This window comes from Streptomyces sp. NPDC030809 (assembly GCF_055572195.1).
In genome coordinates this window covers 283255-297415 of record NZ_JBVIDV010000002.1, presented here as the reverse complement: position 1 = coordinate 297415, position 14161 = coordinate 283255, and the positions used below count along the sequence as shown (strand labels likewise).

General features: G+C 75.0%; 10 protein-coding genes. All 10 read right to left on the bottom strand.

All coding sequences use genetic code 11. From position 1 onward, the window contains the following. Positions 1 to 20 precede the first annotated feature (20 nt). Positions 21 to 1622 carry a protein phosphatase 2C domain-containing protein gene (locus tag ACZ407_RS03980; protein ID WP_468125256.1) on the bottom strand — a complete coding sequence of 534 codons (1602 nt, stop codon included), beginning with the start codon at positions 1620 to 1622 and terminating at the stop codon, positions 21 to 23. A gap of 3 nt (positions 1623 to 1625) precedes the next feature. Further along, a complete protein-coding gene (locus ACZ407_RS03975) occupies positions 1626 to 4535 on the bottom strand; it encodes a serine/threonine-protein kinase (RefSeq protein WP_468125254.1) in 2910 nt (969 codons plus the stop codon). Continuing rightward, a complete protein-coding gene (locus ACZ407_RS03970; protein WP_468125253.1) occupies positions 4532 to 5875 on the bottom strand; it encodes a coiled-coil domain-containing protein in 1344 nt (447 codons plus the stop codon). The genes ACZ407_RS03975 and ACZ407_RS03970 overlap by 4 nt, the downstream gene beginning before the upstream one ends. A 162-nt stretch (positions 5876 to 6037) precedes the next feature. Next, on the bottom strand, positions 6038 to 7045 hold the full coding sequence (locus ACZ407_RS03965) for a glutamate ABC transporter substrate-binding protein (RefSeq protein WP_468125251.1): 1008 nt from the start codon (positions 7043 to 7045) through the stop codon (positions 6038 to 6040). 13 nt (positions 7046 to 7058) lie between these two features. After that, positions 7059 to 8429 (bottom strand): hypothetical protein, encoded by a 1371-nt coding sequence (locus ACZ407_RS03960; protein WP_468125249.1) that lies wholly within the window; start codon positions 8427 to 8429, stop codon positions 7059 to 7061. 213 nt (positions 8430 to 8642) lie between these two features. Continuing rightward, positions 8643 to 9638, bottom strand: coding sequence for an N-acetylglucosamine kinase (locus ACZ407_RS03955; protein WP_468125248.1), 996 nt, complete (start codon positions 9636 to 9638; stop codon positions 8643 to 8645). Further along, positions 9635 to 10909, bottom strand: coding sequence for a 6-phospho-beta-glucosidase (locus tag ACZ407_RS03950; protein WP_468125246.1), 1275 nt, complete (start codon positions 10907 to 10909; stop codon positions 9635 to 9637). The genes ACZ407_RS03955 and ACZ407_RS03950 overlap by 4 nt, the downstream gene beginning before the upstream one ends. A gap of 5 nt (positions 10910 to 10914) precedes the next feature. After that, complete coding sequence (locus tag ACZ407_RS03945; protein WP_468125244.1) at positions 10915 to 11748, bottom strand: carbohydrate ABC transporter permease; 834 nt, start codon at positions 11746 to 11748, stop codon at positions 10915 to 10917. Between the two features lies 1 nt (position 11749). Further along, positions 11750 to 12631 (bottom strand): carbohydrate ABC transporter permease, encoded by an 882-nt coding sequence (locus tag ACZ407_RS03940; RefSeq protein WP_468125478.1) that lies wholly within the window; start codon positions 12629 to 12631, stop codon positions 11750 to 11752. Positions 12632 to 12766: 135 nt separating this feature from the next. Beyond that, positions 12767 to 14098: an extracellular solute-binding protein gene (locus tag ACZ407_RS03935; RefSeq protein ID WP_468125242.1), complete on the bottom strand. Its 1332-nt coding sequence runs from the start codon at positions 14096 to 14098 to the stop codon at positions 12767 to 12769. Positions 14099 to 14161: the final 63 nt, after the last annotated feature.

Sequence of the window (14161 nt, the reverse complement as noted above, 5' to 3'; positions counted from 1 at the left end):
GAGAACGTCGGTGGTGCGCCTCAGGGGCGGGGCGGCCCGGGGAACGGCAGCACGGCCACGGTGATGTTGTCGTGGCCGCCCCCGTCCAGGGCGTGCCCCACCAGCACCCGGGCGCTGTGCAGCGGGTGCCCGGCGGCGTCGGCGGGCAGGACCCGGGCCATGTCGGCGGCGGACTCCGCGTAGTTCCAGAGGCCGTCCGTGCAGACGAGGACCACGCCGGGCCGGTCGGGCTTGAAGGCGGCGGTGTGCGGTTCGAGCTCGTACGCGTCGGCGCCGAGCCAGCCGGTGATGGCGTGCGCGCGTACGTCGGCGTAGGCCTCGGCCTCGCCCATCAGCCCCGCCGCGACCATCTGCGCGGCCCAGGAGTCGTCCTCGGTGAGCCGGGCGGGTGGGGTGCTGCGGTCGTCGGGGACCCAGTACGCGCGGCTGTCGCCGACCCAGCCGATGACGAGGACCCCGCCCATGGACACCGCGCCCACCAGGGTGCAGGCGGGGGCGTTCTGCTGGCCGGGCAGTTCCGGGGCCAGGGCGGTGACGGCGGCCCCGGCCGTGAGGATGGCCTGGTGCATGGCCTGCTGGGGGTGGGTGCCGCGGGGCAGGGACTCCAGCAGGGACTCGTTCGCGGCGGCCGCGGCCGCCGCGGAGGCGTCGTCGGGCCTGCTGGCGGAGGACACCCCGTCGCACACGATGGCCACGGTGGCGGTGGAACCGTCCGGCAGGCTGGTGGCGGCCACCGCGAAGGCGTCCTCGTTGCGGTGGTGGCGCAGGCCGCGGTCGCTGACCGCGGCCACACTGCAGAGCTCCTCCTCCACGTGGTCCCGCTCCCGCGGCTGCGCGTGCCCGCAGTGCTCGCAGTACCCGTCGGTGTCCACCCACCCGGACCGGCAGGCCACGCAGGCCTTGGCGGCGGGGGTGCCGTCCCCGCCCGCCCCGGGCGCCGCGTCCCGGCCGGCGGCCGGGAACTCGCCGTGGGCCGCGGCCGGAAAGCCCTCGGGGCCGCCCTCGGGGCGGCCCTGGTCACCGTGGCCGGGGGGACCGGGCGGGACCGGGTGGCCGGAGGCCGCGGGGGCGCCGAAGGGGGGGCCGCCCGGACCCGCGGGCGGGAAGCCGCCGTGGTCCGGGCCCGCGCCGGACAGGGGGCCGGGCGCGTGCCCCGGTGCGGCGTACGGGTGACCGGACGGCTGCCCGCCGGGGCCCGGCCCGTACCCGGGACCGTCCGCCGGCCCGTGCGCGGCGGCCGGGGGGAGGGCGTAGTCGGGGCCGTCGAACCGGACGGGTCCGGAGGGGAAGGGCTCCGCGGAGCCGAACGGCGCGCCGCCGAAGCCGCCGTGCCCGTCCCCGGCCGGCGGCCCGGCCGGGGCCCCCGGTGCACCCGCACCCGGCCCCGCCAGGGAGTGCCCGCCCGGGACCGCCGCCGTCGCCCAGTCGGCCGGGCCCGGGGCCGGTGCGGCCCAGGCGGCCGCGGCCGGGGCCGGGCGGGGACCCGTCAGGGGGACCGTGGGGCGGTCTTCCAGGGAGGGCGGGGCCGCGAGGGAGTACCCGCACCGGCCGCAGAAGCGGTCCTCCTCCTCCAGCGGCTCCGCGCAGCTGGGGCAGCCCGACTGCCGGTTCATCCGAGCCATAACTCACACCCACGTTCGGGGACGGAAACGGTTTGCCCGCTCCACCAGTTCGATCGTCTCCTCGCCGTCCTGCGCCAGCCGGGCGAGCACGCGGTAGGAGCGCTCCAGGCCGAAGCGCAGCCCCCGCTCGTCCAGTTGGCTGCCGAGCAGCGAAGTCTGTCCGGGATGTGCACCCCGGCTACCCGACAGTACCCAGTCGAGCGCCGTGCCCAGAACTTCGGTGGACAGCCGCTCGTGCCGCACCGCGTCCAGCTTGAACCGCCGCAGCTCCTCCAACTGCCCTGCCGCGGCCGTCAGATCGGCGAGCAGCTCCTCCCGGGCCGACCGGTCGCGCAGCCGGGCCCGCACCGCCGCGACGCGCGCGGCGGTGTAGTGGATGGACGTCGGCGGCACGGACTCCAGGACCTCCACCGCCCCGGCCCGGTCGCCGGTCGCGAGCCGGACCCGCGCCAGCCCGAACGCCGCGCTCACGAAACCCGGATCGGTGCTCCACACCAGGCGGTAGTACTCGGCGGCGTTGTCCAGCTGGCCCAGCACCTCGGCGCAGAAGCCGAGCGCCAGCTTCGGCGCGGGCTCGCCGGGGAAGGCGTCGTAGACGGCGTCGAAGGACAGCGCCGCGAGCTCGTCGTCCCCGGTGGCCAGGGCCGCGATCCCGCGGGACCAGACCACGCGCCAGTCGTCGGGGTGGCGCTGTTCCAGCTCGGTCAGCGCACGTGCGGCCACGTCCTGCTGCCCCAGCTCCAGGCGGGCCCGCAGCTCCCGCAGGCGCAGTTCCACGGAGTCGGCCGGGGCCGCGGCCAGGGCGCCGAGCAGGTCGGCGGGGGCCGTGCCCGTGAGGCCCGCGAGGAAGCCCGCGTTGGGGTCCGACGGGTCCACCAGCGGCTCGGGCAGGGCGAGCGCCGTCCCGGGCGGGTCGAGCGGGGCGAGCATGCCGGCCCCCGGTGCCCCGGACCCGCCGGGCCCGGTCCCGTCCCCGGCGGTGGCGGCCGGTTCGCCGGACGGCCGCGGCGCGGGCACCGCCGTCCCGTGCCCGGCGGCCGGCCCGTACGGGTTCCCCGGCGCGCCGGATCCGCCCGGCCCCGGCCCGTACGCGGAGGCGGCCGCGCCGGTCCCGCCCGCGCCGGCCGCCACGTGCGTGGCCGAGGTCGGCAGCCCCTCGCCCGGCCCGCCGAACGCGGCGCCCGCCGGCACCACGGCCGTCACCCCGCCGGCGGGGCCGCCCTGGGCCGGCACTGCACCCGCGGACAGCCCCGCGGACAGCCCGGCGGACGCTCCCGCGGACTCCGCCGCCGTACCCGGAGCGCCCGGAGCCCCCGGACCGCCCGCCGGGCCCGTCCCGCCCCGCAGCGCCCGCCGCAGCAGACCGCGCCGCTGCGGCACCGGCCGGTCGCCCAGCCGGGAGACCTCCGTACCCCGTTCCGCGAACAGATCCGTGTCCGGCACCCGCAGCTCCGCGCCGAAGAGGGTGGACAGCTGCGGCCGCGGACGGCCGGTCTGGAGCGCCACCACCTCCCGCAGCACCCCCGTCAGCTGCTCGGCCATCTCCTGCGCCGAGGCGAACCGGCGGCCCGGGTCCGGGTCCGTGGCCCGCACCAGCAGCCGGTAGAAGGACTCGTACCGCCGGAACACCTCGATGTGCTCGGGGTCGGGCAGGCTGTCCACGAACACGTTCGTGTAGCCCTGGAAGTCGAAGGTCAGCACGGCCAGGGTGCGCCCGACCGTGTACAGGTCGGAGGCCACCGAGGCGCCCAGCTCGGCCACTTCGGGGGCCTGGTAGCCCACCGTGCCGTACAGGGCGGACTTGTTGTCGCCCATCCGCCGGACCGCGCCCATGTCGATCAGCTTCAGCTGGTTCTGCTGCTGGATCGCGTTGTCGACCTTGAAGTCGCAGTACAGCAGGTTGCGGCTGTGCAGGTGCCCGAGGGCCTCCAGGGCCTCGATCCCGTACGCGCAGGCCTGCTCCACCGGCAGCGGATCGCGCCTGCCGTCGGGGCGGCGCCGCTCGTTCGCTATCTCCTTGAGCGACTTGCCGCCGACGTACTCCATGACGATGTAGCCGTCGAGGGAGCCGGTGCGGTGGTCGAGGTGCTCGACGAAGTTGTAGATGCGGACGATGTTGGCGTGCTCGATCTCCGCGAGGAAGCGCCGCTCCGAGATCGCCGCCGCCATCGCGTCCTGGTCGCCGGTGTCCAGCAGGCCCTTGAGCACCACCCAGCGGTCCGACACCGCACGGTCCACCGCCAGGTACACCCAGCCCAGACCGCCGTGCGCCAGACAGCCCGCCACCTTGTACTGCCCGTGCACCACGTCGCCCGCGCGCAGCTTCGGCACGAAGGAGTAGGGGTGCCCGCACTTGGTGCAGAAACCCTCGGTGCGGCCGGGCCGGTCCCCGCGCGAACGGCCCACCGGGGCACCGCAGTCCGACCGCGAGCAGAACCGCTTCCGCTCCGGCACCTCCGGGTTCTCCAGCACCGCCGTCGAGGGGTCCGGCCGCGGCACCTCCGGCACCGTGACCAGGCCGGCACCCAGCCGGTTGCGCGACAGCCCGCTGGTCCCGGTGCCCGTGCTGCGCACCGACACCGACCGGGTGGACACCGACGCGCCCGTCAGCGAACGCGACAGCCGCCCCGACACCGAGCGGCGGGAGGTGGAGGAGCGGGCCGAGGCCGAACGCGCCGAGACCGATCCCTGCGAGCCCTGGGAGCCCCGCGAACCGCGGGCCGGGCTCGTCATCCCGGTCGGCGGCGAGACCAGCGGCTCCGCCCCGCCCGCCCCGCCCGCCGGGACCGACGCCTGCGGGGCCAGCCCGCAGGCGTCGCAGTACAGCTCGCCGCCGCCCATGTCCTCGTAGGCGCCCGGGCAGTCCGGGCGCCGGCACGCCGATCCCGCGACGGCCGCCGGCATCTCGCTCATGCCCCCTCCTCGGGTGCGTCCGCGGCACCGTCCGCCGGTACGGGCGGCCGGTCCTGCGGCTCGTAGGGCCGCGGCGCCAGCATCTCGGCCGCCGCCTGCTGGTAGCGCAGCACCGCCTGGCCGGCCGCCCGCAGATCGCACGGGGCGCTCCACAGCATCCGGCGGGCGGTGTCGTAGCGCTCCGTCAGCAGCAGGTCCTCCGCCAGCCCGTGCCGGGCCACCTTCGCCCGGTACGCGTCCAGCCGGCCGCGCAGCTCGGCGCGCACGGCCAGCGGGGCGGTGACCGCGGTCAGGGACTCTCGGGCCCGCAGCAGTTCGTCCTCGGCCCGCCGCTCCAGGGACTCCAGCAGCGGGGACAGCCGGTGCCACTGCGCGTTGCGCCGGTACTCGGCCGCCGCGGCCAGCTGTTCCTGGAGCGCCGTCGGCGGTCCGCTCACGGCCGGCACCTCGGAGGCGGCGATCTTCGCGAGCACCTCCCCGCGGGCGGTCCGCGCCTCGGCGAGGGTCCGGTCGGCCCGCGACAGCACGTCCCGCAGCCCGACCAGCCGCTGTTCGGCGTCCTGCCGCACCGCGAGCACCGCCTCCACCTCCCGCCGTACGTCCTCCAGGGCGCGGGCGGCCCGGTCGTAGCGGGCGGTGTCGGGGCGGCCGCCGCCGGGGGCCGAACTGCCGGCCGCCGGCTGCCAGAAGGCCAGCGGGTCCGAGATCACCTCGGCGCGCAGCGCGGCCAGCTCGGCGGTGATGTCCTCCAGGTCGTCGCCCGAGGGGTGCTCGCCGGGGCGGACCCCCACCTGGTGGGCCAGGGTGCGGGTGCGGTGCAGTTCGGCGGCGAGCAGGTCGATGCGGGCGGGCAGGGCCGACCACACCGCGTCCGCCGCCACCACCGTGTCCAGGGAGCTCGCGTACAGCTCGTTCATCCGGGCCACCAGCTCGGCCAGGGTGAACCGCTCGGCGAGGGCGGAGCCGTCCGTGCCGCCCGGCAGGGTCACGCCGCGCCCGCGCAGCAGCCCGGTGAGGGCCACCAGCTCCTCGCGGCCGGCCCAGCGCCGCCGTTCGCGGATCGCACGGGCCTGCTTGAGGGCGTCCGCGTAGGCGTCGAAGCAGGTCCACAGGCGGGTGATCGCGGCCTCCGCGACGGCCCACCGCTCCCGGGTCAGCCCGGTCAGCTCGGCGCCCTCCAGCAGCCTGCGGCCCGCGTGGTCCTGGAGCGCGAGGAGCGAGGTCTCGACGGCCTCGTGCTCGGCGTCCAGCCGGGCCAGCGCACGGTCCACCTCGTCCCGGTCCATCACCGGGCCCGCGGGCCCTTCCGCGGAGCCGGGAAAGGATTCCGTGCCGGCCATGGACGCCCTCTCTGCCGTGCGTGCCTTGTCTGCTGCGTCTGCTGCGTGTGCTGCTGTCGGGTCTGCTGTGTCTGTCGTGCCTGTCGGTTCTGCCGTGCGCGTCGCGTGTGCCGGGCCTGCCGGTCCGGTCCTCGGGTGCATGTCCGCCTGCCGGTTCCGGGGTCAGGACGACCGGTACTTGGGGGCCGGCGGGCCCGTGATGCCCGGCAGGTCGGCGGCCAGCCACTTGCGGTAGGCCGTCATCCAGGGGCTCCCGGCCCCGCCCTGCCGGTAGCCTTCGAGGACCTTGTTGACCCGGCGCACCAGGTCCTCCGCACCCTTGTTCATGGCGATCCCGTAGTACTCGGTGCGGAACGGCCTGCCCACCAGCCGGACCGTGGGGTCCTGCGCGGCCAGGCCCGCCGCGAGCGCGTTGTCCGTGACCATCCCGTCCACCTCGCCCAGCTGGAGCCGCACCAGGCAGTCCAGCTGGTTGGGCACGGTCACCGAGATGTCCGCGCCGAAGGACCGCGACTTCAGCGCCGTCTCGGCGGTGGAACCGCTCGCCGAGCAGATCCGGTGGCCCTTGAGCGAGCGGTCGTAGCCGGTGATCGGGGAGCCCTTCGGCACGAGCACCTGCGGGCCGGTCTCGAAGTACGCGGTGGAGAACGCGACGTCCGCCAGCCGCTTGCAGTTGATCGTCATGGTCCGCACCACCACGTCCACCCGGCCCTCCTTCAGGGCGGGGATCCGCTGGCTGGTCGGGATGGCCCGGTAGATGACCGCGTCCTCGTCGCCCAGGATGTCCTTGGCCAGCGCCTTGACCAGGTCGATGTCGAAGCCTTCGAGGCGGCCGGTGACCGGATTGCGGTAACCCCAGCGGTAGCTGTTCTGGTCGATGCCCGCGACCAGCCGCCCCGCCGCCTTGATCCGCGCGATGGCCGGCCCGTCCGCCGCGGACGGCCGCAGGCTCGCCTCCGGGTCCGTGCACGTGTCGGCCTCCGACTGCTGCACCAGCCCGGTCGCCCGGGGGGCCGCCGGGGCGCCGGCCCCGGCGGCGCCGCCGTGCCGGTGCAGCGGCAGCAGCACCGCCGCGGCCGTCAGCGCGCAGGCGGCCGCCATCCCCGTCACGCCGCCCCAGCCGCGCAGCCCCCGGGCTCTGGCCACGGAGTCCGGCTCCCTTCGCCTCATGCGCATCCGCATCTCACCTGTACTCCGAAAGCCGTCGGCCGATACCGAGCAGGGAGGCCACCGCGCCCAGCAGCGCCAGCACCACCGCGCCCGCCGCCAGCCCGCCGAAGGCCCCGAGCCCGTCCCGGGCCGCCTCGGAGAACTCCCGCTGCTCGTGCGCGAGGGCCTGCTGCAACGCCGCGTCCACCTTGTCGAACGAGGCCCCGGTGCTGTCCCGGCCGCCGATGACCTGCACCAGCGCGCCTTCGTAGTCGCCCTTGACGTCGGTGGCCCGGGCGGCCTGGTGCCGCGCCTGCCACTCCCGTACGGCCGCCATCGCGCGGCTCACCGGCTCGGCGCCCGCCTCGTCGTCCGCGAGCCGGGCCGCGCGCGCCAGGCCGGAGTCCAGTCCGGCCATGTTCCCCGCGAAGTCCACGTCGTACTTGTCGGACTTCTTGTCCGCGGCGAGGACCGCCCCCCGCGAGACCAGTGTGAGGTTCTCGTTGGCCCGGGCCTGGAGGGAGCTGATCCGGGCGTCGTTGAGGACCTTCAGCGACTCCTGGCCGTCCGACCGCGAGGTGCCCAGGTCCGTGCGGGCCACGGCGTGGCCCACGGCCAGCCACAGGAGCACCACCACGGCGGCCGCGGTCGCGGCGAGCATCCCGTGGTTGAACACGCGGTTGGTGCGCAGGAAGTTGCGCCGCTGCGCCCACACCAGGACGCCGATCGCCAGCAGTCCGGCGGCCAGCGCCGCCACCGGCCAGCTGTCCGCCTGCTCGTAGTCCCGGTACAGCCGCCCGGTCTCCGCCTCGTACAGCCGCTGGGCCGCGGGCAGCAGCTGCTTGCTCATCCGCTCGTCGGCGTAGCGCAGGTACGCGCCCCCCAGCGGGAGGCCCTGCCGGTTGTTGGCGCGGGCCTGCTCGATCAGGCCCGTGTACTGCGGCAGCTGCTCGCCCAGCAGGGCTATCTCACGCTGCGACTGGGCGGAGCCCTCGGTGTTCGCCGCCGCCTTCACCAGCAGCTTCGAGGCGTTGGAGATGTCCTTCAGGTACCGGTCCCGCAGCACCCGGGACTCCTGGCCGCCGGCCAGGAACCCGCTGGAGGAGGCCGTGTCCGCGTCCGCCAGCGAGCGGTAGATGCTGGCCGCGTCCGCGCTCAGCGGCTGGCTGCGGCTCACCACGTCCTCCGCCGCGGCCGCCCGGTCGGCGATCTGCCAGGCCGTGACCGCCCCGAACAGCACCACCAGCGCGGCCAGGACCGCCCCGATGAGGCGCAGCCGCCCGGGCTCGGTGGTCGCCGCCGCACGCAGCCGCGCGAGGGCCTCCGCCCAGGCGCTGTCCCGCCCGGGCGGCGGCCGGTCGCCGGCCGCGGGCGGCGCCGCGGGCGTGCTCGGTGCGTATGTCACCTGACCTCCCCCTCGGTCGTGGACGGCGGGTGTCTGCCCGGCGGCCTGCCGCCGGACCGGGCGACGGCCGCCCGGCCAGCAGTATGGCCGTCCCGGCCGACATCCACAGCATCAATGTCCCGATCTTGTCCTCGCCGGCGGTCCCGCCCCCTCCCGTCCACACGCCCGGCGGGCCCGCCACGGTTCCACAACTGCCCAGTGACGGGCCGCTGTTCACCCGAAGTGGGCCCGCAGCTTCGCGTGCGCCGCCGGGTCCGCGGCCACCGCGTCCAGACCCAGCAGGGCGGCGCCCAGCACCGGCGGGGCGGTGACCACCGAGACCTCCGCCCGCGGAGCCGCCTCCGCGAGCAATGCCCGGATCCGCCCGTTGAGTTCCGGATGTCCGGCCGCCAGTACGCTGCCCCCCAGCAGCACCGGCAGGTCCTCCGCCAGCGAGTCCAGCCGGCGCAGCGCCACCGTCACCATGGCGACCACCTCGTCCGCCTGCCGGTGCACCAGGCCCCGGGCCGCCGCATCCCCGGCGGCGGCCGCCGCGAAGAGCACCGGCACCAGTTCGTGGATCCGCGCGCGGGGCACCGCGCCCAGGTGCAGCGCCTCGATGAGCTCCCCCATCGACCCCAGCCCGAAGTGCTCCGGCAGGGCGTCCGCCAGGGCGGTGGGCCCGCCGCGGCCGTCGGCCGCCCGCGCCGCGTGCCACAGGGCCTCCTCGGCCAGGCCGCCCCCGCCGCCCCAGTCCCCGGAGATCATCCCGAGGGCGGGGAACCGCGCGGTCCGCCCGTCCGGCAGCATGCCCACGCAGTTGATCCCGGCCCCGCACACCACGGCCACCCCGCGCGGGGCGTCCACCCCGGCCCGCAGCACCGCGAAGGTGTCGTTGCGCACCTCGACCGTGCGGCCCCAGCCGCGCGCGGCCAGCGCCTCGGCGAGCTCCAACTCCTCCACCGGCAGGTCCGCGTTGGCCAGGCAGGCCGACACGTGCCGCACCCCGCCGCCGGGCCAGTCCAGCCCCGGCACCCGGGCGGCGGCCTCGGCCACGGCCGCGCCGACCAGGTCCAGGGCCGCGCCGGCCCCGGAGGCCCAGGGCCGGAAGCCCGCCCCGCGGGCGGTCGCGAGCACCGACCCGTCGGCGCCGACGAAGGCCACGTCGGTCTTGCTGTTGCCCGCGTCGATCGCCAGCAGCACGGCACCCGCGTCCGCGGTCGTGCTCACGCCCACGCCAGGTGCTCCTTGTTGTGGGCGAGCAGCGCGTCCGTCAGCGCCTCGGCCTGCGCGTACTGCCCGACCAGCGGGTGCGCGAGCAGGGCCCGGAACACCCGGTCCCGGCCGCCGCGCAGCGCCGCGTCCAGCGCCAGGTCCTCGTACGCCGTGACCTGCGCGACCAGTCCCGCGTACAGGGGGTCGAGCCGGGGCACGGGGAGCGGGACCGGGCCCGCGCCCTCCGGTCCGCCGACCCGGGCCTGCACCTCGATCACCGCGTCGTCGGGGAGGAAGGGCAGGGTGCCGTTGTTGTACGTGTTGACGACCTGGAAGGGCGAGCCGCCGCCGCCCAGCAGGGCGGCCGCGAGGTCCACCGCGGCCTCCGAGTAGAAGGCCCCGCCGCGCTTGGCCAGCAGCTCCGGCTTCTCGTCCAGGGCGGGATCGGCGTACAGGCGCAGCAGTTCGGCCTCCATGGCGGCCACCTCCGCGGCCCGCGAGGGCTTCTCGCGCAGCTCGCGCACCACCTCGTCGTGCCCGTAGAAGTACCGCAGGTAGTACGAGGGGACCACGCCCAGCCGGTCCAGCAGCGGCCGCGGCAGGTGCAGGTCGGCGGCGATGGCCTCGCCGTGCCCGGCGAGCAGGTCCGGCAGCACGTCCCGGCCCCCCGGGCCGCCGAGGCGCACGCCCAGCTCCCAGGTGAGGTGGTTGAGGCCGACGTGGTCGAGGTGCACCTCGGCGGGGGAGACGTCCAGCATCGCGGCGAACCGGCGCTGGAAGCCGATGGCCACGTTGCACAGGCCCACGGCCTTGTGCCCGGCCCGGAGCAGCGCCCGGGTCACGATGCCCACGGGGTTGGTGAAGTCGATGATCCAGGCGTCCGGGTTGGTGCGCCGCACCCGCTCGGCGATGTCGAGGACCACGGGGACCGTGCGCAGGGCCTTGGCCAGCCCGCCCGCCCCGGTGGTCTCCTGCCCGACGCAGCCGCACTCCAGCGGCCAGGTCTCGTCCTGCTGCCGGGCGGCCTGCCCGCCGACGCGGAGCTGGAGCAGCACCGCGTCCGCGTCCGCGACCCCGGCGTCCAGGTCGGAGGTGGTGGTCACGGTGCCGGGGTGGCCCTGCCGGGCGAAGATCCGCCGGGCCAGCGCCCCGATGAGCTCCAGCCGGTCCGCGGCCGGGTCGACGAGCACCAGCTCGGTGACCGGAAGGGTGTCGCGCAGCCGGGCGAAACCGTCGACCAGCTCGGGCGTGTAGGTGGAGCCGCCGCCCACCACTGCGAGTTTCAACGAAGTCAGCCTTTCACTCCGGTCAGGGTGACGCCCTCGACGAACGCTTTCTGCGCGAAGAAGAAGAGGACGATCACGGGGGCCATGACCAGCACGGTCGCGGCCATGGTGAGGTTCCAGTCGGTCTGGTGCGCGCCCTTGAAGGACTCCAGGCCGTAGCTGAGGGTCCACGCGCCCGGGTTCTCCGAGGCGTAGATCTGCGGGCCGAAGTAGTCGTTCCAGCAGGCGAAGAACTGGAAGAGGGCCACCGCGGCGATGCCGGGCTTCGCCATCGGCAGCACCACCTTCAGCAGGGTGCGCAGCTCCCCGCAGCCGTCCACCTTCGCCGCGTCCAGGTACTCGTCGGGGATGGTCAGCAGGAACTGCCGCAGCAGGAAGACGGAGAACGCGTCGCCGAAGGCCATCGGCAGGATCAGCGGCCACAGGGTGCCGGAGAGCCCCAGCTGCTTCGCCCAGAAGAGGTACATGGGGATGACCACGACCTGGGGCGGCAGCATCATCGTCGCCACCACCAGCATGAGCGACAGCCGCCGGCCCCGGAAGCGGAACTTGGCCAGGGCGTAGGCGACGGGCACCGAGGAGCACACCGTCAGCAGCGTGCCCAGGCCCGCGTACAGCAGGGTGTTGCGCCACCAGGTCAGGAAGCCGGGGGTGTGCCACACCCGCGCGTAGTTGCCCCACTCCCAGGTGTGCGGCCACAGGTCGCGGGTCAGCGCCTGCTGCCCGCTCATCACCGAGGTCAGGAAGAGGAAGACGAAGGGCAGGACGAAGAACAGGGCGGCCGCCACCCCGAGGGAGTGCACGGCGATCCAGTGCAGTACGGGCCTCTTGGCGGCCATGTCAGTCACCCGTCCCGATCAGCCCGCCGCGCCGGCGCATCAGCAGGGCCGTGAAGGCCATGGAGAGGAGGAACAGCACCAGCGCGACCACGCAGGCGGAGCCGTAGTCGAAGCGCTGGAAGCCGACGTTGTAGACGAGCTGGGGGAGGGTCAGCGTGGACTTGTCGGGGTATCCGGGCTCGAACTGCTGTCCCGAGCCGCCGATCACCCCCGCGGCCACCTTCCCCGCCACCAGCGGCTGCGTGTAGTACTGCATGCTCTGGATCACGCCGGTGACCACCGCGAACAGCACGATCGGCGAGATGTTCGGCAGGGTGATGTGCCGGAACCGGGCCCAGGCCCCGGCCCCGTCCAGCTCCGCCGCCTCGTACTGCTCCTTCGGTACGTCGAGCAGCGCGGCCATGAAGATGACCATGAGGTCGCCGATCCCCCACAGGGCCAGCGCCGTCAGCGCGGGCTTGGACCAGGCCGGGTCGGTGAACCAGCCCGGCTCGGGCAGGCCCAGCGCCCCGAGCACGGTGTTCGCCGGACCGGTGCCCGGGTTCAGCAGGAAGACGAAGGCCAGGGTCGCGGCCACGGGCGGGGCCAGGTACGGCAGGTAGAAGAGGGTGCGGAAGAGCCCCGGCGCGGTCTTGATCTTCGTGACGAGCAGGCCGAGCCCGAGGCCGAAGGCCACCCGGCAGGCGACCACGACCACGACCAGCCACAGGGTGTTCCGCATCGCCGGCCAGAACAGCGGGTACTGCGTGAGCACGTACGACCAGTTGTCGAGCCCGTTGAAGGAGGGCGGCCGGAAGCCGTCGTACTTCGTGAAGGAGAAGTACACGGTCGACACGAGGGGGTAGGCGAAGAAGACGGCGAAGCCGATCAGCCACGGGGACATGAAGGCCGCGCTGCGCAGGGCGGCGGCCCGGCGGCGGGCCTTCGCGCCGCGGGGGCGCCGGGTCGGGGCGGGCCCGGCCGGGGCGGAGCGGGCCGGGGCCGGTGTCGGGGGCAGGGTGCCGGTGGTCATCGTCGGCTACTTCGCCTTCGCGATGTCCGTGTCGATCTGCCGGTCGGTGGCGGCGAGCCCGGCCTTCACGTCGGCCACCGCGCCCTTCTCGTACCGGTAGGCGAAGTCCTGGAAGGTCAGCTGGTAGGTGCCGCCGTCCGCCTGGGCCGGGGTGGTGGTGGACTTCTCGTTGCGCGCGATGTCGATGAAGGTCTTGAACTCCGGGCCGGCCTGCAGGCGCGGGGAGGCCAGCGCGGCGAAGGTCGAGGGCACGTTGTGGATGGCGTTGGCGAAGTCCACGACCGCGTCCGTGTCGGTGGTCAGGTACTTCACCAGCTCCCAGGCGGCGTTCTGCTTGCGGCTGCCGGAGGCGATGCCGATGACCGTGCCCGCCAGGTAGCCCTTGCCGTAGTCGGCGACCCGGTCGTCGGGCACGGGCATCGGGGCGGTGCCGATCTCGAAGGGGACCTTCGCGGCCTTCGCCATGGCGGGCCGCCACTCGCCGTCGATCTGCATGACGACCTTGCCGGTGTGGAAGGGGTGTTCGGCGCCCCACTCGTCGCCGAACCCGGCCCGGAACCGCTCCAGCTTCTCGTAGCCGCCCAGCTTGGCGACGAGGTCCTTCTGGTAGTCGAGCATGGCGGCGAACCCCGGGTCCCCGGCCAGGTTCGACTTGCCGTCCGCCGTGAAGTAGGCCGGGCTCCACTGCGCGGCCAGGCGCATCGGCGTGGTCTCGTAGCCGTGGAAGGTGGGCATCAGTCCGACCCGCTCGTACGAGTCGCCCTTCGGCCGGGTCAGCTTCTGCGCGACCTTCGCGAACTCGCTCCAGGTCTTCGGCGCCTCCTTGATGCCCGCGGCCTCGAAGGCGTCCTTGTTGTAGACGAGTCCGTACGCGTCGCCGAGCAGCGGCAGGGTGCACTGGTTGCCCTCGAACTGCGTGTACTCCAGCAGGGGCTTGGGGAACACCTTCGCCTTGTCCACGGAGGACTTGGCGAGGAAGGGCGTGAGGTCGGCGAACGCGCCCGAGTTGCAGAACTTGCCCACGCTGTCGGTGCTGAACGAGGAGACGACGTCGGGGGCCTTGTCCCCGCCCGCGCGCAGGGCCTGGTTGACCTTGTCGTCGGTCATGTTGCCGGTGAGGCGCACCTTGATGTTCGGGTGGGCCTTCTCGAACCGGGCGATGTTGTCCCGGATGGCCTTGACCTCGGCGGGCGCGGACCAGCCGTGCCAGAAGTCGAGGGTGACCTGTGCGCGGGGGTCGTCGTCGGCCCGGCCGCCGCTCTGGCCGGTACAGGCGGTGGCCAGCAGGGATATGGCGGCGACGGCCACGACGGCGGCGGCGCGGGGGCGTACGGGCATGCGGGGTCTCTCCTCAGGCAGGGGGAGGGTGAGCGGGAAAGGTGGGGAGCGGGGGGCGGGAGC